The 18,289-nt window shown below is 66.0% G+C and carries 18 protein-coding genes; 6 read left to right on the forward strand and 12 right to left on the reverse strand.

Features of this window, described 5'->3' with window-relative positions; genetic code table 11:
- Positions 1-203: 203 nt before the first annotated feature.
- A complete protein-coding gene (locus ACN9M6_RS00710; RefSeq protein WP_419160994.1) occupies positions 204-620 on the reverse strand; it encodes a hypothetical protein in 417 nt (138 codons plus the stop codon).
- Positions 621-1,096: 476 nt separating this feature from the next.
- Here ACN9M6_RS00710 and ACN9M6_RS00715 point away from each other — a divergent pair, with 476 nt between their 5' ends.
- The gene (locus ACN9M6_RS00715; protein ID WP_419160995.1) at positions 1,097-2,608 is read left to right on the forward strand and encodes an FG-GAP repeat domain-containing protein; all 1,512 of its coding nucleotides are present in this window, start codon (positions 1,097-1,099) and stop codon (positions 2,606-2,608) included.
- 58 nt (positions 2,609-2,666) lie between these two features.
- Here ACN9M6_RS00715 and ACN9M6_RS00720 read toward each other — a convergent pair whose 3' ends face one another.
- Together ACN9M6_RS00720 and ACN9M6_RS00725 are read right to left on the reverse strand one after the other, a co-directional pair.
- On the reverse strand, positions 2,667-3,014 hold the full coding sequence (locus ACN9M6_RS00720; protein WP_419160996.1) for a cache domain-containing protein: 348 nt from the start codon (positions 3,012-3,014) through the stop codon (positions 2,667-2,669).
- A 171-nt stretch (positions 3,015-3,185) separates the two neighbouring features.
- Positions 3,186-3,464, reverse strand: a complete 279-nt coding sequence (locus tag ACN9M6_RS00725; protein ID WP_419160997.1) for a hypothetical protein — start codon at positions 3,462-3,464, stop codon at positions 3,186-3,188.
- A 316-nt stretch (positions 3,465-3,780) separates the two neighbouring features.
- Between ACN9M6_RS00725 and ACN9M6_RS00730 the strand changes: the two genes are divergently transcribed.
- Both ACN9M6_RS00730 and ACN9M6_RS00735 read left to right on the forward strand, forming a co-directional pair.
- Entirely contained in the window at positions 3,781-4,068 is a 288-nt protein-coding gene (locus ACN9M6_RS00730; protein ID WP_419160998.1) for a HigA family addiction module antitoxin, read from the forward strand.
- Positions 4,065-4,289 (forward strand): BrnA antitoxin family protein, encoded by a 225-nt coding sequence (locus tag ACN9M6_RS00735; protein WP_419160999.1) that lies wholly within the window; start codon positions 4,065-4,067, stop codon positions 4,287-4,289. Before ACN9M6_RS00730 ends, ACN9M6_RS00735 begins: the two co-directional genes overlap by 4 nt.
- 905 nt (positions 4,290-5,194) lie before the next feature.
- On the opposite strand, the gene ACN9M6_RS00740 is transcribed toward ACN9M6_RS00735, so the two are convergent.
- Together ACN9M6_RS00740 and ACN9M6_RS00745 are read right to left on the reverse strand one after the other, a co-directional pair.
- Positions 5,195-5,674, reverse strand: a complete 480-nt coding sequence (locus ACN9M6_RS00740; protein WP_419161000.1) for a DDE-type integrase/transposase/recombinase — start codon at positions 5,672-5,674, stop codon at positions 5,195-5,197.
- Between the two features lie 1,151 nt (positions 5,675-6,825).
- On the reverse strand, positions 6,826-7,590 hold the full coding sequence (locus tag ACN9M6_RS00745) for a hypothetical protein (protein WP_419161001.1): 765 nt from the start codon (positions 7,588-7,590) through the stop codon (positions 6,826-6,828).
- Positions 7,591-8,079: 489 nt separating this feature from the next.
- Here ACN9M6_RS00745 and ACN9M6_RS00750 point away from each other — a divergent pair, with 489 nt between their 5' ends.
- Positions 8,080-8,445, forward strand: a complete 366-nt coding sequence (locus ACN9M6_RS00750; RefSeq protein ID WP_419161002.1) for a HigA family addiction module antitoxin — start codon at positions 8,080-8,082, stop codon at positions 8,443-8,445.
- 53 nt (positions 8,446-8,498) lie between these two features.
- Here the strand turns inward: ACN9M6_RS00750 and ACN9M6_RS00755 are convergent, their stop codons facing one another.
- The 4 genes from ACN9M6_RS00755 to ACN9M6_RS00770 all read right to left on the reverse strand — a co-directional run bounded on the left by ACN9M6_RS00755 (position 8,499) and on the right by ACN9M6_RS00770 (position 10,927).
- A complete protein-coding gene (locus ACN9M6_RS00755) occupies positions 8,499-9,254 on the reverse strand; it encodes a porin family protein (protein WP_419161003.1) in 756 nt (251 codons plus the stop codon).
- Between the two features lie 160 nt (positions 9,255-9,414).
- Positions 9,415-9,696, reverse strand: coding sequence for a hypothetical protein (locus tag ACN9M6_RS00760; RefSeq protein ID WP_419161004.1), 282 nt, complete (start codon positions 9,694-9,696; stop codon positions 9,415-9,417).
- A gap of 108 nt (positions 9,697-9,804) precedes the next feature.
- Positions 9,805-10,503 carry an outer membrane beta-barrel protein gene (locus tag ACN9M6_RS00765; RefSeq protein WP_419161005.1) on the reverse strand — a complete coding sequence of 233 codons (699 nt, stop codon included), beginning with the start codon at positions 10,501-10,503 and terminating at the stop codon, positions 9,805-9,807.
- A gap of 4 nt (positions 10,504-10,507) precedes the next feature.
- Positions 10,508-10,927 (reverse strand): hypothetical protein, encoded by a 420-nt coding sequence (locus ACN9M6_RS00770; protein ID WP_419161006.1) that lies wholly within the window; start codon positions 10,925-10,927, stop codon positions 10,508-10,510.
- A 417-nt stretch (positions 10,928-11,344) separates the two neighbouring features.
- On the opposite strand from ACN9M6_RS00770, the gene ACN9M6_RS00775 reads away from it, so the two are divergent.
- Complete coding sequence (locus ACN9M6_RS00775; protein WP_419161007.1) at positions 11,345-11,557, forward strand: hypothetical protein; 213 nt, start codon at positions 11,345-11,347, stop codon at positions 11,555-11,557.
- Positions 11,558-11,565: 8 nt separating this feature from the next.
- Here the strand turns inward: ACN9M6_RS00775 and ACN9M6_RS00780 are convergent, their stop codons facing one another.
- Together ACN9M6_RS00780 and ACN9M6_RS00785 are read right to left on the reverse strand one after the other, a co-directional pair.
- Positions 11,566-12,837 carry a toxin-antitoxin system YwqK family antitoxin gene (locus tag ACN9M6_RS00780; protein ID WP_419161008.1) on the reverse strand — a complete coding sequence of 424 codons (1,272 nt, stop codon included), beginning with the start codon at positions 12,835-12,837 and terminating at the stop codon, positions 11,566-11,568.
- A 2,108-nt stretch (positions 12,838-14,945) separates the two neighbouring features.
- The gene (locus ACN9M6_RS00785) at positions 14,946-15,482 is read right to left on the reverse strand and encodes a hypothetical protein (protein WP_419161009.1); all 537 of its coding nucleotides are present in this window, start codon (positions 15,480-15,482) and stop codon (positions 14,946-14,948) included.
- A 202-nt stretch (positions 15,483-15,684) separates the two neighbouring features.
- On the opposite strand from ACN9M6_RS00785, the gene ACN9M6_RS00790 reads away from it, so the two are divergent.
- Positions 15,685-16,419: a hypothetical protein gene (locus ACN9M6_RS00790; RefSeq protein WP_419161010.1), complete on the forward strand. Its 735-nt coding sequence runs from the start codon at positions 15,685-15,687 to the stop codon at positions 16,417-16,419.
- Between the two features lie 29 nt (positions 16,420-16,448).
- Here ACN9M6_RS00790 and ACN9M6_RS00795 read toward each other — a convergent pair whose 3' ends face one another.
- Positions 16,449-18,050, reverse strand: a complete 1,602-nt coding sequence (locus ACN9M6_RS00795) for a benzoate-CoA ligase family protein (protein WP_419161011.1) — start codon at positions 18,048-18,050, stop codon at positions 16,449-16,451.
- Positions 18,051-18,289 lie beyond the last annotated feature (239 nt).

The raw sequence follows: 18,289 nt of genomic DNA on the forward strand, positions 1-18,289 counted from the left end.
CTGGAGTGGTCGCCGGCCCCTGTCGCGGCCTCGTACCCGGAGAGGGTGGCGCTAACGACGCCTCCCCTGAGGCCGATGGTCGTCTGCGCGGCCAGCGGCGCGGCCGCCAGCGTGAGGGATCAGGGGCACGAAGGCGGCGGCGACGCTGGAACGGCGACCTCCGGGCAGACCTCGGTCGGGCTGGCGGAGCCTTCCGTGGCCGATCAGGGGTGTTCCCGACCGTCGCCTGACTGCTGTGCCGCCAGAACGCGGAGGTGATCGCGGATCGCCTGCTCGCTCTGCGTGGTGCGGCGCCTGCACTCTCCGCTCCACTTGAACCCGTGGACCGCGGAGACGGCGAGCCCGCCTGCGTGGATCCCGCTACCCCATCGGTAGTTGTCGAAGGTTTCGTCCGAGTCGAAGTCGTCGCGCGATGGCCCGTAGACCCCGGCGGCGAGGGCGAGAGCGTTCAGAGCCAGGACGCCATCGATAATCGGCGCCGCCGCGCTGCGCGTACAGTGTCCACGCTCCACCGGTCCCTCGGCCTTGGGCGGTCTGGTCATGAAGAACATGGAGCATGCGCTCGAGAGCGGGGCGATGACGAGGACGGCGGCGAGCGTCGAACGACGGGTTCGGGACACGGTGTTTCTCCCTGCGGATGTGATTTGTCTGTCGGCAACGACAATGTCTCGCCACCGGAGCGTTCTCGCCACGTAGACGACCGATCCCCAGGCGGAGTCACCCCTCCGCCTCACCACAGGGCCGGCGTCGAGTTCCTCCCGTAATCGGTCGCTGAACGGTCTGCTCGTACGCGTACGGGTGCCGGTCTCAATTCCACAGGGCTCCGATCGGCACGGCGAAGAGTCCGTCGCCGAACGACGTGGTGTGATCTCCGTCGTAGAGGAGCACCCCCATCCGGAACCGCTTGCCCGATTGGCTTGTCGTCCAATCGTTATCGTGGATACGCCGGAACCCGGAGGTGGCGGAGAAGTTCCCGAGGTCCTTGTGACGTTTGACATCCGGGAGCGGTGCTGCTCAGGGTAGAACCTGGCAGACCGGAGGGAGGTCGACATGGCGCGGCGGCGGTACACACCCAAGCTGAAGACGCAGGTCTAAATTGCGCGCCATCCTCCTCCTTGCCTGTGTCGCGGCCTGCGCCGCGCCGGACGCCGGCTTCTCCCCCGCAGCCTTCGACCGGATTCAGCCGGAACTCTTCGAGACACCCGGAGCCCAGTCCAACTCCTGGATCGACTACGACGGGGACGGCGACCTGGATCTGTTCGTGGGGATGCGCTACACCCCGAACCTCCTCTACCGCAACGACGGAGGGCGCTTCGTGGATGTGGCGGCGGAGGTCGGGCTCGCGGACCTCGAGGACACGCGCGCGGGTGCCTGGGGAGACTACGACGGGGACGGCGATCCGGACCTCTATGCGGGGTATCCGGCGACGGCGGGCTCACCCAACCGCCTGTATCGCAACGACGACGGAAGCTTCGTAGACGTTGCGCCCGGCCTGGGCGTGGATCTGGTAGGCACCACCCGCCAACCCAGCTGGATCGACTACGACGGCGACGGCGACCTCGACCTGTTCGTCGCGCTGCGCGACCAGCCCAACCGGATGTTTCGGAACGACGGGGCTCCGGGGGATGGCGGTCCGGCGTGGATCTTCACTGACGTGACCGCGGAGTCGGGGGTCGGCGATCCCCGCCGCACCGTGGGCGTCGCGTGGTTCGACTACGACCGGGACGGCGACCTGGACGTCCACGTGTCCAACCAGAACGGCGACGAGGACGCCTTCTACCGCAACGAGGGCGACGGCACCTTCGTGGACGTCGCACCTGCGCTCGGCATGAACCACCCCGGTCGGGGGCCGGAATACGGCAGCGTGGCGGCGGCCGTGACCGACTACGACAACGACGGCGACCTGGACATCTTTGTCGCCACCTACGGGCCGGACATCCTGTGGAGCAACAACGGCGACGGCACCTTCACGGACGTGACCGATCCGGCCACGCTGGGGGTCGACTACCATTCCACCTCGGCCGTGTGGGGCGATGCGGACCACAACGGCCTGCCCGACCTGGTGGTGACGTCCTACCTGTCCGGCATCGCCGCGGTCGAGGACCACCTGTTCATGAACGCCGGGGGCGGCCGCTTCCACAACGCGCTTCCGGCCAGCCTCCTCGAGAACGGGCCGAGCCACGGCGTGGCCTGGGCGGACTTCGACGGCGACGGCGACCTGGACCTGTCGATCGCCAACAACCACGAGACCGGCGGCACCCACCACCTCTACCGCAACCTTCTCGACGCCGGCGCGGCCGCCCGCTCGCTGCAGGTCGTGGCCGTCGACGCCACGGGACGGTCGGTGGTTCCCGGCGCGGAAGTCCAGCTCCTCGACCCCGCGAGTGGGGGGCTGCTGGGCACCCGCCTGATCGACACGGGTGGCGGCTACTGCTCCCAGGGCGCCGCGCCGGCCCACTTCGGTCTTCCGCCGGGAGTCGAGCGCGTGGACGTGCGCGTGACCTTCGTGGCGGACGGGCGGCGGTCGACGGTGGTGCGGGAGGGCGTCCTGCCGGCGGACTACCAAGGGCGGTGGCTAATCGTGCCAGCTCATGATCAGAAACGGTAGGCTTCCGATGAAGTCTTCCGCGCAGCACGACATGGCATGACGCGTCAGGAAGTCGGCGTTACCGGCCGGGGGCAACCACAGGCAGATCCGTGGTCACGATGGCGAAGATGCCCTCCGCGTCCTGCGCCGGAACCGAGCGGGTGGTCATCCAGATCTCACCGCCGCCCGCATCGAAGTAGGGGGGCGTCCAGACGCTCCCGTCGGCGGCGAGCGGCATCGTGATCCACTCCTGCCCGTCGATGTTGTAATCGGGCTGGGCGAGATCGAGCGTTTGGAAGCCATCGGCCGCGCGATAGACGTACGGGCTTGCGGTGACGGCGCCGGCCTCGTCCAGCAGCGCGCCGGCTCTCGGTGACTCGCAGGGTCCACCGCAGCGGAAACGTCCACGGGTCGGCAGACTCGCCAAGGACGCTCCCCACCCATGTTCCGGTGATCGAGCCATGTGAAGGATCGAACAGCACCCCACAGGCCTTCGAGCGCCGGAAGGCTCAGCACGAAGCAAATCGCCAGCACTCCTCTCGGCTTCGCCCGAATCAACGCGAGCCCTCCTATCGCCCCCGATGGGCCAAAGGCACTGCTAGCAGAGATCCACGCACTCGTCCGGGTGGACGCGCGAGACCCAGAGCCATAGCGCCTCATCCTCGTAGTTGCGGGCATCGGCGTTGATCTCGAATCGCCAGACGGAGTGGCACCAGAACCAGTTACACTTGATGGGATTGGGACCGGTGATGTTTTCGGGGACCGCGCCAGCTGGATACGGAGCGCGCATGACGCGGGCCGTCCACTCCACGTCTGCCTCGAGATCCCATATCGCGAGGCCCTCGGCCACGACCCGGCCGTCGCGCCGGAGCCGCACAGCGCAATGGAGTCATCCGACTCGGTCCCTCCGGTAGCGGGTAATCGGTCGACCGGGGGGAGCCGCTCGCCCGGGCTCAGCCCTGATCAGGCGTACGCCCGTCTCTACCAGACCGAGCGGGATATGATCCGTCGACGGACGCGACGGGCTCGTGCAACGCCGCCGTCGTCGAGGCTAAGGGCCAGTGTCGGGATCGTAACTTGTCACCTGACAGGCGACGATCTAAGATGAGCAACTGGTGCGTGACCTTCCGGTTCGAGGACGGCGCGGCGGCAGATGTAGACTACGTGGATTATCACTGAGGAGAGTACGGATCATGGCCATGCACAACCCGCCGCATCCGGGCGGCATCGTGAAGCGGCAGTGCCTCGAACCTCTCGGTTTGACCGTGACCCGGGCCGCCGAGGGCTTGGGCGTGACCCGGCAGGCGCTCTCGGAACTCGTGAACGGGCGAACCGGGATCTCGGTCGAGATGGCGATGCGGCTGTCGAAGGCCTTCGGCTCCACGCCCGAGACCTGGCTGGGGATGCAGATGGCCTACGATCTCTGGCAGGCCCGCGACCGCGCGAGCGAGATCGCGGTGGAGCGCTTTGTAGCGGTATGACCGAGCCGAGTGACCCCGACACCGCGCCCGACCTCTCGAGGGACGGCTGGCCGGAGAAGTTCGCCAAGGCGCCCGTGCGCAGGGGCAGTCCCCCGAAGGTATCCACCACCATCCGGCTGTCACCGGAGGTCATCGATCATTTCCGGGCCGGAGGGCGCGGTTGGCAGACCCGGATCGATGACGCCCTGCGCGACTGGATCAAGCAGCACGACGTTTCTTGAGCCAAGCTGATCGCGACGTTTCACGATGGCACGGGGGCGGATCGATATTCCAATACTCCTGCTTCGTGATCGTTCCCGTCACCGCACCATCGGAACTCTCGGTGACGTCCAGGGTCCACGTCGGCGGAAACGGCCACCACGTGGCAGGCTCCTCATTCGGAAAACGACGCGCCCACGTGCCCGTAATCGATCCGTGGACAGGATCGAAGAGACCTCCACAGGCCTCGACCGCCGGCATGCTCAGCACCCGGCAGATCGCCAGCATGCGCCCCCGATGGGCCTTCAGCCGCACCGCTACTCCGGAAGGACGAAGTGAGTCAGAATCGTGTCGGGAGGCACCGGCGTGCGTCGCGGTATCAGGAATGCTACCGTTCTTCGTACTCTCCTCCCGTTCCGCATGTCATCCCGACTTCTTGCTCCCCACAGATGCAGACACCCTCGATCCGCCACGACCGATCCCCGGTGAACATTCTCGTATGCACCCAAAGAGTCGGTAGTTCCCCTGAGACTGATCCTGTATTGCTCACAGTCCCAAGTGAACAGGACATGAGATTCTATGTAGCCCTCGGGCACAGGATCCCCATCAGCGGTCTTCAGGGTCCCCACCAAATGATAGGCAACCTGTCTGATGTGAGTCGGAGCAGGGTATAGCGGTGTCGGGACAGGGGCGGGACGGACATCGACACCGGGGAACACGGAACCGGCCAACGACTGAGACACATGACGATTCAGTTTAGTACCCTCCTTTCGCACCGTTGGCCGGCTCTGCTCCATCGGCCGCCGTGACGGGGATCGCGCGGTTGATCCAGACAACCGCCGGTAGTTCCGCGGCCCTCGGCGGGCCACCCACGAAGCGGTTGGGCCGGGCGGCTAGGCCGCGGCCAGCACGTTCCGGCGGTGCTCGATCACCTCGGGGGCCTGCCACAGGTGGACCTGCTGCCGGCGTGAGCAGGCCGATGCCGCCGTGCCGGTGTTCGGTGTTGTACCACTGGAAGAACTCCCCAGAAGTCCTTCGCCTCCTCGATGAACGAACCGGCCGGGAAGCCACGGGTGGTACTTGGCGGTCTTGAAGTGCGCCTCCGAGAGGGGTTGTCGTTCGAGACCCGGGGGCGGCCCAGCGACTGCGTGACGCCGAGGTCGGCCAGGATCTGCGCCGTGCACTTGGCCGTCATGGGAGATCCCCTGTCCGAGTGCAGCGTGAGCACCCGGGGCTCAACACCGTGCTTGAGACACGTCTCGCCAACCAGGTGTCCGGCCAGGCCGGCGGTCTCGCGCTCCGCCACCAGCCATCCGGTGGCGTAGCGGCTGAAGATGTCCAGAATGACGTAGAGATAGAAGTACCGCCACTTCTCCGGCTCGAGGAGCCGCTGATATCCCAGGACCACAGTTCCCGATCTCGGGCTTCGGGTGGTTCGGGTGGCTGCGCTGGGCCCGGCTGCTCGACTACGGACCGCCCGGTGACGCGGTACATCGTCCGCTCCGACACGCCCTCGGCCAGCAGACTTCCGCGGGAGCGCGGTCCGCGAAGCGCGGCGAGCACAGCACGCCGAAGACGTCCGTGACGCTCCGTCGCCCAGGGACGGGCGGCGAGCCGGCCGGGGCCGCCGCTGCCCGGTCTTCGGCCTCCGGCGACGGTAGAACGTGGCGCGGGACCCCGAGGGGCACGCCTGCGCGTCCCACATCATCCCCGGCCGCGCTCAAGAGGTCGTTCAGGGTCCCCACCAGTTCCTCGCGCAGCACGCGCGTTCTCCCGCTCCAGCTTCCGCAATCACGCTTGCCGTCCGAGGGCCTCGGGCCGCGCTTCTTCGCCAGGCAGCGACCTGTCGACGATGTGAGCCCCTCGCAACTCTCCGATCTCGCCCAGCGTCCGGCTATATCGTGAAACGCCGCCGCGTCGCCTTCGGGACAGGGGCGGCCGGACATCGACACCGGCGGTTCAACTTCAACATCTCCCTGCCTCGCCCTACTCGACATCCGTGGGCACGACATCCACAATCAGAGGATTGGTTGCGACCAGGGGATCGTTTGGCCCGTCGATCGTAAACTCGACGGAATCTGCCGACACCGCTTCCAGACCGGACTCGTCCGGGGGTGTGAATTGCAGAGAAAGCAGTCCATCACACGGAGCCCCGAACACGGGATTGCTCACCCGCGCACGATACAGACCGTCTGGAAAAGTGTACCGTGTACGAACCTCGCCGGCTATGTAACCGCATGGCCTCTCCAACCCGCGAGACCATGCCCATCCGTTCACTCTGACACCGCTTACGGGACGTCCCGTGGAGTCTGTCACCATCCCGCCGATGTGCAGAAAACTGTACCGCGCAGGCTCAGGTTCAGGGACAGGGTCAGGATCGGAGGGGGGTGGAGGATCCAGGTGTCCTCCATCACAAGCAATCCCGCTCAGGATCCATCCCGTCAACAGGAACTTCCGGATCCGCACATTGTTCCCTTCGCCAAAGGCATGACAACTCCGGTCCGTACTCTCCCTTCCTACCGGACCGGGCGCTGTATGATCCTCCGAGCGAAAGACCGCTCAGTTTCGAAGCGGGCGGCTTGATTCACAGGTCCGCTGGTACAGTGCGCGGTCGGGGCCGTCTTCCGTATCCACCAGGTAGTAGCCCGTGATGCACCACCTGGACAGGTTCGGACACCGGTTCGCGGGACCGCACGGAGGGGGGCGTTCACTGGCCGCGAACACTCGCCTCACGTAGTCCGTACCGCCCGCCCGGACGACGTACCCGAGGGTGATCACCGCCCCGCCCGATCCTTCCGGTATCCCCTCGACCGCCCGTATCAGGGCGTCGAGCGCGCCGGCGTATGAAGTGCCGGTGTCCGTGGTGGGCAGTGCAGCGGCGAAGAGCGCTATGGAGGCGTTGCGATTCTGGACTTCGGTGCCCTCGAGAATCAGCCGTAGGAGTTCGTCGACAAGCGGCTCCAACTCCTCGGGCGGGTACCTGTCATACGATGCCCGCAGCACCGCCACGGCGGGCTCGATGGCCGTGACATCCCACTCCTCCCCGGTGGCCAGGATCTGCAGGGCTTCGGCGGTCGTGGGGATTCGCCATTCGCCTTCGCCTTCGTCAGGGACCATGCCGTAGGGGCCGCGCTCTTCCGGCTCGCCAACGAGACGGCCGATGACTCTGCCGCCCGATACAAGGTTGCCGTCGACGACCCGCGCACTGTCGAGTTCGTCCACATGCTCGAGGGGAACCCGGGCGAGGCCCTCATATCCTCGGCATCCGACCATAGCCACCGCGGCCAACACGACCGCCAGGGCGCTGCCTGCGTTACCCAACATCAGGCGCTGGCCTGCTCCACCTTGGCCCGCTCTTTCCCGTGGTCTGCGATTGCCTGGCTCCCGTTGGTGCTGCTGGTCGTCTGCGCGCCGAGCGGCGCGGCCGCCAGCGTGAGGACCAAGGCCACGACGCGGGTGGCGGCCCTCCCACTCCCTATTCTCGAAGCTCGTCGACCCTCAGGAAAGAATCTGGGCGCGGTCCGGGTCTCGCCGTTCCCCCCGCCTGCACCGCCTCGGCCTGCTTTACCTTCAGGCGAACGCCCGACTCGTGCTCGAAGTCTCATGCATCCCACGGAGCCTTGCGGGTCCAGCCGCCATCCCTGAGCGCGAGGGCCTCGACGTGGTCGGCGCACCGGCGCCAATGCCGTTACCGATGCGGTAGGCCTCGTAGCTATTGTCCGATTCGAAGGCATCACGCCTCTGGAGCCCATGGCGCCTGCCAGCCGATCAGCGTCGGGATCGCAAGTTTGTCACAGTCGGGGGCCGGAGGGCATGAATCTGCCGGGGTTCCGGTTGCACGCGCTCAAGGGAACCGCTGAAGGGGCATTACGCCGTTTCGGTATCCGGCAACTGGCGCGTGACCTTCCGGTTCGAGGACGCGCGGAGGATGAGAATACCGACCAATGGCCATGCACAACCCGCCGCACCAGGGCCGCCGAGGGCTTGGGCGTGACCCGGCAGGCGTTTTCGGAACTCGTGAACGGGCGAACGGGAATCTCGGTGGAGATGGCGATGCGGCTGTCGAAGGCCTTCGGCTCGACGCCCGAGACCTGGCTGGGGATGCAGATGGCCTACGATCTGTGGCAGGCCCGCGACCGCGCCAAGGAGATCGCGGTGGAGCGCTTTGTAGCGGTATGACGGAGCCAATCGACCCCGACACCGCGCCCGAGGTCGCGACCGCCGGAGCAGCCTCACCCGATCGCGAACACGAGCCCGCTCTGCAAGGCCACGTGTTGGTTCCTGGTCCCCTCATCGTCGATTTCGGAGAGACCCATGGCGTAGATCAGGTCGAACGCCAGACTGAGCGAATCTGACAGCTTCACCTCGAACCCTCCGCCAAAGGCCAGTCCGAAGTCGCTTGACCTGACGTCGCTGCTCCCGTCCTCACCGCATGCCACGCCCGTGTCCGGCGCAATCCTCATCCCCCCCGCAGCGGCGCGGTTGGGAACCCCCGGAGGGGCGGGAGGGCGGATGGGCGGAGGCTCGACTATCGTCACCGCCACGTTACACGAGTAGTTGAAGGCCACGTAGGGCCCGGCGAGGACGCCGAAGTTGAGACGCCCCTCTTCGGCGTCGGCGCTCGCGCGAAGGAGCATGGAGAATTGCAGGTAGTCCAACTCGGCCACTGACTCGACGAACGACCTGCTCGCTGTGATCGACGGCGGTACATCCGTGGCGCCACCCTTCTGGGCCAGCCCTATGCCGATGCGTACACTCAGGCCGCCGCTCAGCGGGATCCCCGCGTCGATCCCCGGCACGATCCCGTATCGGGGTCCGTCGAACGCGGATCCGCTCCGTGCTCCCGATCCCTCCCCGGACAGGGTTGCGGCGCCGACTCCGGCCCTGAGACCGATGGTCGTCTGCGCGCCGAGCGGCGCGGCCGCCAGCGTGAGGATCAGGGCCACGACGTGGGTGGCGGCGAGCGCGGAACAACGACCTGCGGACATAACGTCTCCCTCCATGCGGATGCGATACGCTGGCGGCCAACCCCGGAGTTTGGTACTCCCCCAGGAACGAAGCGGCGGCCCTCCCACTCCCCATTCTCGAAGCTCGTCGACCCACGGTAAAGCACCTGGGCGTGGATGACGCCGGGAACCTCGCGGCGGCTCACCCATCGCGGCGCCGTCGGCCAACCACCACGTCGTCGCCTACAACCAGCGGTTCGCCCTCGATCTCGTCCGGCTGGAGAACGGGCACATCTTCACCGACGAGACCGGCAACGCGGATGTCCATAGCTGAGAGCAGCCGCTCCTGTCGCCCGCGGACGGCAAGGTAGTAGTCGCGCGCGACGAGATGGAGGATGCCGACGGCGCCAACTTCGTGACCGATGCCGCGGACGCTGCGGGGAACGTCATCGGGGCACGGCCTATACGGCGACCTCGATCTCACGGATCATCATGCCAGCGGCATTCTCGACGGCCACTTCCATGTACTCGCGGACCGCATCCGCGATGTTCGCCAAGGCTTCCTCCTCCCAGCACGGTCCTCTCCAAGGGCTCACCCGATCTCGAACACGAGCCCGCTCTGCACGGCCAGGTGACGGTGCCTGGATCCGTCATCGTCGATACTGGAGAGACCCATGGCGTAGATCATGTCGAATGCCAGGGCGAGTGAATCGCTCAGCTTTACCTCGACCCCTGCCCCGAAGGCCAGCCCGAAGTCGGTTGACCTGAAGTCGGTGCCCTCGGCCTCGATGCATGACGTTCCCAGGTCTTGGCGAATGCCGAACAGCCTGGCAAATCCTGATCCGGGCGGAGGGCGATTTATCGCCACCGCCACGTCACACGAGTGGTTCAACGCCATGTAGGGCCCGGCGAGGACGCCCAACCTGAGAAGCCCCCGCTCGGCCTCCGTACTCGCGCGGAGAAGCGTGGAGAATTGCAGGTAGTCCAGTTCGGCGGTCACATCGAGGAACGACCTGCCCGCGGTGATCGACCGCGGTGCATCCGTGCTGCCGCCCTTCTGGGCCAACCCCAGGCCGATGCGTACATCCAGGATGCCGCCCAGCGGGATCCCCACGTCGATCCCCGATACGGCCCCGAATCTGGATCCCTTTTCTACTTGCGACCCGTCCACGGACATGACCCCGGACAGCGTGGCGTTGCTGATTCCGCCCCGGAGGCCGATGGTCGTCTGCGCGGCGAGAGGCGCGGCCGCCAGGGTGGTGAGCAGGGTCACGACAAGAGTCTTCTTCATGTGTTCACCAAGGTCGTTTCGGCTGGTCGCCCAGCTGCCGTGCCGCCAGAACGCGGAGATGGTCGCGAACCGCCTGCTCGCTCAGCGGGGTGCGGCGCCTGCATTCCGCACTCCACATGAAACCATGGATCGTGGAGACGGCGAACGCACCCGCGATAATGGCCGAGCCGATGCGGAGGTTGTCGTAGGCCTCCTCCGTGTCGAACTCATCGCGCGATTCCCCCCAGATTCCTGCAGCCTGTCCGAGGTGGCCCAATCCGACGACGCCATCGATGACGGGAGCGGCAAGGCTACGGGTGCAGTCGCCACGCGCCACCGGTCCATCGCCCCTGGGCGGTCGTCGCATGAAGAGCATGGAGCATGCGCTCGAGAGGAGGGAGATGACGAGGACAGCGGCGAGCGCGGAACGACGACCTCCCGACACCGGGTCTCCCAGTCAAAGAGTTTCGTGCGCGGAACAGCCTCTCCATGTAGACGACCGATCCCCGAGGCAAGTCACACAACTCCGTCCCCCCGGAGGGCCTTGGACTACCCGAGTCCGATTCCGGGTCCGGGACGGCCGAATCGAGATCGAGCCGGTACCGCTGGACGTCTCGCTCAAACGGCATGGCTCCACGGTGGTCGCGGTCCCACGAGGGGGACGACCCGTATTGACGGCATCGGAAGTCGAGGAGACGATCGCCGGCCTCCGCTCCGGCGCATCGTCTCCGGGCGGCACCTGACGACGGCTTGCCGCGTCCCGGCGCGGCGAGATCCGTCGGGCCTGAGGAAACCGTCCCTGGAGCCCGGCCGTAGAATCTGACGGATCTCATCCCTCGATACCTCGGAGGACGTGAGCGCTATGGGCAGGTGGTCGCGCAGGTGGTCGCCGAAGTATTGGCCGACATGGTATCGCATCCTTTTCGGCTGCTGCCTCGCAGTGATGCTGCTGGGGGGAGTCCTGGCCTGGTTCGGAGGACCATGGCTCTACACGAACCTCGTCGGCGTCATTCTGGTCGGCATCTGCATCCTGATCCTTCAGATGGGCCCCGACGACTTCGACGCCGACGACTGAACTCCGGCTCACCGCCGCGCGGGGGACGCGATATCACCCCGGCGGTGCCTGGGGTTCCAGCAACAACAGGCGGGCATGACGGTCGTTTCCTCCGGCCAGCAGTAGACCGTCACGCCATGGAGTGCGTCGGCGACGTAGGAATACTCGCTGACGCGTCCGTCCGGCTCCCAGCGCAGCCAGCTTCCTTCCCGGCTGCCCCGCACCATGGACCATTCGTGGATGGTGCCGCCCGGAAGCCAGGATACCCAGATTCCATGCTGCCGTACGTAGCGAAGAGCCCCCTCGTCGTCGGTGTGCAAGGGCCCTTTCCTGACGGTCCCGTCCGGTTCCCGTTGTACCCAATCTCCGCGCTGCTTCCCGTGTATCATGAGCCCTTCGGACTCCCCTCCTCTCGGGTGCGGCCGTACCCAGTGGCCGTGCTCCCTGCCGCCGACATAGGGACCCTCGAACGACTTCCCCGACGCCAGCCGGGTGACCCAGTGTCCCTGCCGTTTCCCATCGACCAGGAGCCCGTGAGCCGTGCGGTCCACCATGGGGAGGCGGCCGCCACGCCTGTAGCTGTACCCGATCGTTCCCGTCCCCTGGGCGTACCCGTCGGAACACTCCCCGCTCCAGGTCACGGTCGGATTGACGTGTCTCTGTACCCAGATGTAGCACTCCGGTTGATCGGCCAATTCCATCCAGCACGGGTAGGCACTCGGTCCCTGAAGGCAAACCTCCCTGCGGTCGGCCGAAGGGGGAGGCGCTGCGCCAGGGGCGTCGGCCGCGAAGCTGAAGTCCACGCTCCCGGTCTCGAACCGGGGCTCGTGCTGGTGAAGCGCGAAGATGTACTTCGTATCGGTCAGCGTCTCACCCGGCGCCGTCGGATTTCTGCTGCCCGTCCGCTGGATGAGACCGGCGACGCCTCCCCACCCGATCAGGTCGGGATAGCGCCCCGTCTCGGGCCAGCTCCAGTCCGTGCACGGCGGATTCTCGGACGCGATCCGGTAGTCCGCGATCAGGTGCTCGAGCGGCTCCCCGGACCCGTTGTACACGGAGAAGTCCAGCCGCCAGATATCGATGGGTCGGCCGTGGTTCGCCTTCTTCCGCTCGTACGACGCCGCCGTCTCCCGCGCCTCGGACACGTTGCACGTACCTGCTCCGGTTTCCACGAGCCGCGCCACACCCCGCAACTCGATCCCCTCCTCCTCCTCCTCAAGAAGGAGCTGAGCCTGCACACCCGGCGCCGTGAGCGGCAGCAACGCCGCGGCCATCAAGCGGACAACGTTCGTTCGAGTCATGGGGGAGCCTCCAACCATGATCCAGGCGGTCCTGCCGGACACTCGCGCCCCTCCGGCGAAGTTTCGCACCCTGCCCTCCTACGAATCCGATCCAGACGGCAACACGACGTTCAACTCCAGCGTATCCGTTTGGAGCGCCGGATCATTCACGTCGTAGAATGTCACCCGCAAGCTATCGATCGAGACGGTGCCCAGACCGGAGCTCTCCGGCGGCGTAACCGTCAGGGACAAACAGCCCCCGAAGGTTCCTCCGGGACGGCGGTGCCACCTCGCAACATATTGCCCGTCCGAACCGGTCGATGCCTCCAATTCGCCCGAAGCAAATGCGCATTGCCTACGGACCTCATCCGTGGCTCCGTATCCAGTCACAGACGCACCAACAACCGGGTTGCCGGAAGAATCCGTAACCGTACCGGATACCCACAACAAGCTCGGCCCGAACAGACTCGGAAGAGGAGGAGGAGGAGGGATGGCGGGACTGGGAGACGCTGAAGAGAGCTCGTCGGACTTATCCAGCACACCGTCACAGGCAGTCGACAACAGGACGGCGCACATCCCCGCGCATACCACTCCACGCCTGCCGTTTCTCAACCGTTCCATGTTACCCTTCGTTCAACACTACATTGACGACCACAGTATCCGGAGGTAGCGGATCTTCAATACTCCGTAGCACCACATCAGAGAGACTCCCGCGCCCCAGCAGATCGCCCTTCGTCGCAAACACACGGACGCATCCTCGACCCAGCCGGCCGTCCTCACCCCATCTGTTGAAGTACACTCCCTTCGAATCCGTGATTCCGCCCGTTACCAGCGCGGTGAAATCGCATTCCGTTCTATGCGAGTCAGCCGATACGTCAACGACAACCAGCGCGCCCTCCACCGGCTGCCCCGCTCTGTTCGTCACGGTGCCGGTCACATAGAGCCTCGCCAGGTACGGCGCCGGCACGGGAGGGTCGGGAGGTTCAGGCTCAGGACGAGTCGTTGCCAGCTCCGGCCCACACCCACTCATGCTCAATATCAGTCCTGCCAGCAATCGACGTCCCATGCCGCCCAATCCACCCACCTCGGTCACGAGTCCGACGCCGGAAGCACCACATCCACAACCAGAGTGTCGGCTACTCCCGCAGCATCGCGCGAGTCATAAAACACCACTTCCATTATCTGGAACGAGTACGAGGGCCCGGAGTCTTCCTCACGCGTGAGGGTCAGGCCGACACAATGACTCTGCCATATGCCGCGCAGTCTTGCCAGGTATTTTCCATCCGGAAACGTGGGTACGGTACGACCACTCAGGATAGTTGGCCTGCATACAGTGGATTCCTCGGGTTGAGTCAGTCCCATGTGAATGCTCACTGTTGCGTTCGACACCGGCGCCATGGACGAATCGACTACGGTTCCCGATACCAGACGCACATATGAGGGATGAGGACAGGAAGTCGTGACAGCCCTCGTCGACTCTGACGATCTGTTCGCCGGGTCCCAACATGAACCGATTCCCGTAGGCCCATCGCAGGCGACGATCGCCAGGAGTCCCACCCATTTGACCAGGCTAAGACGCATGTCGGGTCTCCGATCTCACGCCTTTCACGATCCGGACAGGACCATATCCACCACCATGGTGTCCGGGAGAAGGTCATCACGCAGCGGGACAAGAAAAGCGACACGCCTGACTTCCCGGTTGAGCTCCTGATGCCATGCCTCGACGGTCAGGCAACCTCGGTCCAGTTCCGTGTGCCTTACGATGGTCTTGCGGTATCGGCCGTCCGCATCCGTCTCCACCGCTGGTGGGGCATAGCGATCCCCCTCGCAATGAAAGCCGAACGTCAGACGAGTCCGAACGCCGGCACCCAGCACCGGTTGCCCATCATCTGTCACGACAATACCGGTCGCATGAATCCGGACTGGCGTTGTTTCGGCCGGCAACTCATATGGAAGCCCCGAATCGCCCCCGCACCCGGCCACGCTCGGCAGCAGGCAGCTGACGAAGACTCGAACTCGCCCAAGTCTCACGAATTCAACCGCGTCATCGTTCCCTCCCCATTCGAGACCCCGCGTAATCATCGGTGGTACCGACCCGGGTCCCGGCTGTTCCGCCGTTGAGGCGCCTCCTACCAGCCCTGATTCGTGCAGCCTCCTTCCTCTCCCCTGGCCGTATAGCCCTTTCGGACAACGACCGTACATCTGATCTCGAGGGGTCCGGACAGATGGGCGAAACGGTGTTCCCCTACCACAGTCACGTAACCCCATCCGCGGCTATCGAGTACGACCTTCACCGCATGATCAGCGCGACGACCTCGGTCACAGTTCGAGTGGGCGGTCCTCCTCATGGTATACACGGTCATTCTCACGGTTCGATCACCGGTCAACCGGAGATTCGTCGCTCCCTTCTCTTCGCCACAGTCCAGATATGTTCGGACGCGCACAAGAAAGGGTTCACCTGCATCAACCGTGTCCGGTACGCTGATGACCAGCGGGTAGATCTGATCTTCCAGCCTTGTGTCCGGAGCGTCTCCCCAGATCGTCGCAAGGAATTCCGGGCCTTCGCGTTCAAGTTCAGATTCCAGTAGCACGTATCGGCAACCAGCCGACCCGGCAGCGATCAACAGCGCGGCGAGCACCGTACCTTTCCTTATCGAGCGTTCCATGCTGTCCTCCGGGCGCTCCGTCCTGCACCTGCCCACTCTTAGGAACGGATATGACCGGCAACTCTTGGACACCCCGGGCCGACGGAGGGAGGAGGAAAGGGGGGGGAGGCGAGATGGCGGGCAGGGGGTGTGACCTGCTTCGTAAAGCGGTCGTCTAACACGTGCGAGTCACACGCCTTCACGGAGCTGCGGAGGAGAAACAATGCGCCTGCGGGCACAACTCTTGAACCTGGGCGGGATGGCGGCCGGGTTGATCGCCCTGGGCGCGCTGGTACCGGCGGCGATGTCGGCACAGGACCAGGGTGAGGCCGTCGCGGACCCGCCCTCGCGCGTCGGCGACGCACGCTGGGAGCTGGGCGCGGCCTTCACGATCATGTCTCCGCGGGGTCACTTCGGCACGCTGGTCGCGGAGCGTTTCGGCGCGGGACTAAGCGCCACGCTTGGATTCGATGACATCCCCGTCTTCCGGGTCCGGTTCGACGCCGGGTATGTGAACTACGGGTCGGAGACGGTCGAGTTCCCGTTGTTTTCGGCCACGGATCGAGTCCTGGACAGCATCGTCACCCTGAACCACATCCTGTACAGCGGCCTGGGGCCCGAAGTGCGGCTTCCTTACGGTCCGGTCCAACCCTACGTGAACGGTTTCGTCGGAATCGGCTATTTCTTCACCGCGAGCGCGAGCGACCACGCGATGACGGTGAACCTCGGCGACCTCCGTCCGGCATATGGGTTCGGCGGCGGACTCTCGATCCGGCTCAACCGCTCCGGGAGGCCCCTGAGACTGAAGCTCGACGCGCAGTACCGGCAGCACGGTCAGACGGAATACCTCATACCGGGAAGCATCGTGGAAGACGGATCGGGAGGTACCTCGGTCACTGCGATTTCCTCGGACGTCGATTTCCTGCTCTTCCAGGTAGGGCTTACAGTCGGCCTCTGACCGAAGCAGTGGCCCGCTTCACTGCCTCCTCACGCCCTCAGCCTGAAGCGCTGTATCTTCCCGGTCGCCGTCTTCGGCAGTTCCGCCACGAACCGGATCCAGCGCGGGTACATGTAGCGCGGGAGCGCCTCCTGGCAATGCCGGACCAGTTCCGCCGCCAGCGCGTCCGCAGCCGGTTCCGCGCCCACCGTCTCCGTGAGCGGCTCCGAGAGGACCACGTGCGCCTCCGGCTTCACCAGGCCGTGCTTGTCTTCGCGGCCCACGACCGCCGCTTCCAGCACCGACGGGTGTTCCATGAGCCGGGCCTCGATGTCGAACGGGGAACACCAGATCCCCCCCACCTTGATCATGTCGTCGGCGCGGCCCCGGTAGTGGAACCAGCCCTCCGCGTCGCGCACGTACTGGTCGCCCGTGCGGAGCCAGCCGTCCACGATCGTGCTTCCCTCGAGTTCGGGACGGTTCCGGTAGCCGGGGGTCGTCGAGCCGCCGCGGATCTCGAGCTGCCCCGCCTCGCCCGGGCCGGCCTCGGCCCCGTCCTCGCCCAGGATCCGCGCCTCGTAGCCGGGGACGACGCGGCCCGTGCTCCCCGGCTTCACGTCTCCCGGGGCGTTCGAGATGAAGATGTGGAGCGCCTCGGTGGAGCCGATCCCGTCCAGGATCTCGAGTCCCGTCGCCTCCTTCCAGCGCCGGAACAGGTCCGGGGGCAGCGCCTCCCCCGCGGAGACGCACAGCCGCAGCGAACCCAGATCGGGACCGCCCTCCCCTGCCGCGTCCAGCGCCTGAAGCTGGGCCGCGTACAGCGTCGGCACCCCGAAGTAGGCCGTCGGACGCAGCGTCTCGATCGTCTGGAACGTGGTGTCGGGCGTCGGACGACGCGCGTCGAGGATCGCGGCACCTCCCACCCACAGCGGGAAGGTCATCGCGTTCCCGAGCCCGTACGCGAAGAAGAGCTTCGCCGCGGAGTAGCAGCGGTCGTCCTCGCCCAGCCCCAGGATCCCGACCGCGTAGTGCTCGCAGGTGGCCGGCATGTCGCGGTGGCGGTGCGGCACCCCCTTGGGACGCCCCGTCGTGCCCGAGGAGTAGAGCCAGAACGCGATGTCCTCCGGTCGGGCCGGCGCCGCCGCCAGCTCGGGAGAGGCCGCGGCCACCTCGTCGAGCACGCCGTCCCCCGCCTCGAGCACGAGACCGCGGGCCCCCGTGCGCGCGGTCGCCAGCCCCGGCACGACCTCCGCCGCGAACTCGGGCGAGTAGACGACGGCCCGACACGCCGAGTCCGCGATGATGAACGCGAGGTCCCGCGCCCGCATGAGGTAGCTCACGGGGACGGGCACGATCCCGGCCTTGATCGCCCCCCAGAAGAAATAGAAGAACTCGGGACAGTCCTTCACGACCATCAGCATGCGGTCGCCCGGCTTCAGCCCGAGCCCGAGGAGGGCATTTCCCGCCTGGCCCACCCGGTGCGCCAACTCCCCGTAGGTGACCCGGGCGCCAGCCTGCTCGATGGCGACCTTCTCGCCCCGCCCCTCGACCAGGTGCCGGTCGATGTACCAAGACGCCGCATTGAATCCGTCTCCGTACCGGAGCCGTGCGGGGCTCGTCGAACGATCGATCGTCAGCTGGGCGGAATGCATGCCTGCCAGTCTACGGTTGGCCGTCCCCACTGGCGACCTGCGCTGTCGGCTCCTCAAGACCCTCATCGACAAGACCTTGACCCATGGCCGGCTCGATCTCGATTCGGCCGTCCCGGACCCGGCCAATGACTCATATCGTGCGGTGCGGTCGCACCACCATGGATGCTTCCCTGCGTTTCGGGACGAGAAGGTCGACCGGTTCAAGGTCGTATCTGGCCAGCCGATGGTCGTGGGCCAGG

It is taken from the genome of Candidatus Palauibacter sp., assembly GCF_965197445.1.
Classification (GTDB): domain Bacteria; phylum Gemmatimonadota; class Gemmatimonadetes; order Palauibacterales; family Palauibacteraceae; genus Palauibacter.

Excerpts from the sequence above, each read along its gene's own strand:
- ACN9M6_RS00785 (WP_419161009.1), bottom strand. The coding sequence starts at position 15,482 with ATGGAACGCTCGATAAGGAAAGGTACGGTGCTCGCCGCGCTGTTGATC.
- ACN9M6_RS00755 (WP_419161003.1), bottom strand. The coding sequence starts at position 9,254 with ATGTCCGCAGGTCGTTGTTCCGCGCTCGCCGCCACCCACGTCGTGGCC.
- ACN9M6_RS00775 (WP_419161007.1), top strand. The coding sequence starts at position 11,345 with ATGGGCAGGTGGTCGCGCAGGTGGTCGCCGAAGTATTGGCCGACATGG.
- ACN9M6_RS00780 (WP_419161008.1), bottom strand. The coding sequence starts at position 12,837 with ATGACTCGAACGAACGTTGTCCGCTTGATGGCCGCGGCGTTGCTGCCG.
- ACN9M6_RS00735 (WP_419160999.1), top strand. The coding sequence starts at position 4,065 with ATGACCGAGCCGAGTGACCCCGACACCGCGCCCGACCTCTCGAGGGAC.
- ACN9M6_RS00730 (WP_419160998.1), top strand. The coding sequence starts at position 3,781 with ATGGCCATGCACAACCCGCCGCATCCGGGCGGCATCGTGAAGCGGCAG.
- ACN9M6_RS00750 (WP_419161002.1), top strand. The coding sequence starts at position 8,080 with ATGAATCTGCCGGGGTTCCGGTTGCACGCGCTCAAGGGAACCGCTGAA.
- ACN9M6_RS00795 (WP_419161011.1), bottom strand. The coding sequence starts at position 18,050 with ATGCATTCCGCCCAGCTGACGATCGATCGTTCGACGAGCCCCGCACGG.
- ACN9M6_RS00765 (WP_419161005.1), bottom strand. The coding sequence starts at position 10,503 with ATGAAGAAGACTCTTGTCGTGACCCTGCTCACCACCCTGGCGGCCGCG.
- ACN9M6_RS00790 (WP_419161010.1), top strand. The coding sequence starts at position 15,685 with ATGCGCCTGCGGGCACAACTCTTGAACCTGGGCGGGATGGCGGCCGGG.
- ACN9M6_RS00745 (WP_419161001.1), bottom strand. The coding sequence starts at position 7,590 with ATGTTGGGTAACGCAGGCAGCGCCCTGGCGGTCGTGTTGGCCGCGGTG.